The organism is Arthrobacter sp. Hiyo1 (genome assembly GCF_001263615.2).
In the GTDB taxonomy this organism is placed as follows: domain Bacteria; phylum Actinomycetota; class Actinomycetes; order Actinomycetales; family Micrococcaceae; genus Arthrobacter.
The window spans coordinates 282688-283509 of record NZ_DF952471.1 but is presented as its reverse complement, the minus strand read 5'-3'; the positions used below and the strand labels follow the sequence as shown (position 1 = coordinate 283509).

Here is an 822-nt window from a genome sequence, read left to right as displayed (position 1 = left end):
CGAGCTTGCCCGGCTCCTGAGCGGCGAGCAGCCGCACCGCAAGGCGGACGCGATGGAATCCCTGCCTTTTGAGCAGCTCCTCGCGGGGATCACCGCGGCACGCTAGGCGAGGTATTCCGAGGCCGGTCCGCTACAGCGCGAGCCGGCCGAACTTTTCCGGCGGCCGGCTCGTTGACCCGAACATGAAGTGTCCCGTGGATTCAATTGACCTGGTAATGAGTGAGCGCAGCGGTGTGGAGATCGATTACTGCCCGCAGTGCAGAGGAGTGTGGCTGGACCGCGGCGAGCTCGACAAGATTATTGACCGTGCCGCCGGCGGATTCGGGGCTGGATCCACCTTGCCGCCGGCTCCGGTGGACGGACTCACGCCACCGCCGCTGTATGGCAACCCGGCCTACGAGACCCAGGATCCCCGCTATGCCGGGAATGACAGGCCACGCCTTGACGACCGGAACTACGGCAAGCAAGGTCACAACCGCGACTATGACCGTCGGCGGCCCAAGAAAAAGGAAGGCTGGTTGGGGGACCTGTTCGACTTCTAGGACGTGAGGGCTCGCCCGGCCCGGGCTAGTCCTCCAGCAGCTCGATGAACTCCCTGGCCTGCTTCATGCTGATGTCGGAATGTTTGGTCAGGGCCAATGCCGCGGCTTCGACGTCGCCGCTCTTGGCCAGGGTGCGGATCCGGCCGTAGATCTCGTCATTGAGCATATTGCTGCTCACTTCACGCGTGACGTCGCCCTTGCTGACGATTGCGCGGTACCGGTACGGGAAGTGCTCCGGCTCGTCGTCGTCGGGCATGAGGTCCTGCGGGGCGGGTTCGGG

General features: G+C 64.7%; 1 protein-coding gene and 1 pseudogene. One reads left to right on the top strand and one right to left on the bottom strand.

Annotated elements, in window-relative coordinates:
- Positions 1-182 precede the first annotated feature (182 nt).
- Positions 183-542, top strand: coding sequence for a TFIIB-type zinc ribbon-containing protein (locus tag AHiyo1_RS12865; protein WP_059388833.1), 360 nt, complete (start codon positions 183-185; stop codon positions 540-542).
- Between the two features lie 25 nt (positions 543-567).
- On the opposite strand, the pseudogene AHiyo1_RS12860 reads toward AHiyo1_RS12865, so the two are convergent.
- Positions 568-822, bottom strand: a pseudogene (locus AHiyo1_RS12860) (hypothetical protein); the annotation flags it as partial.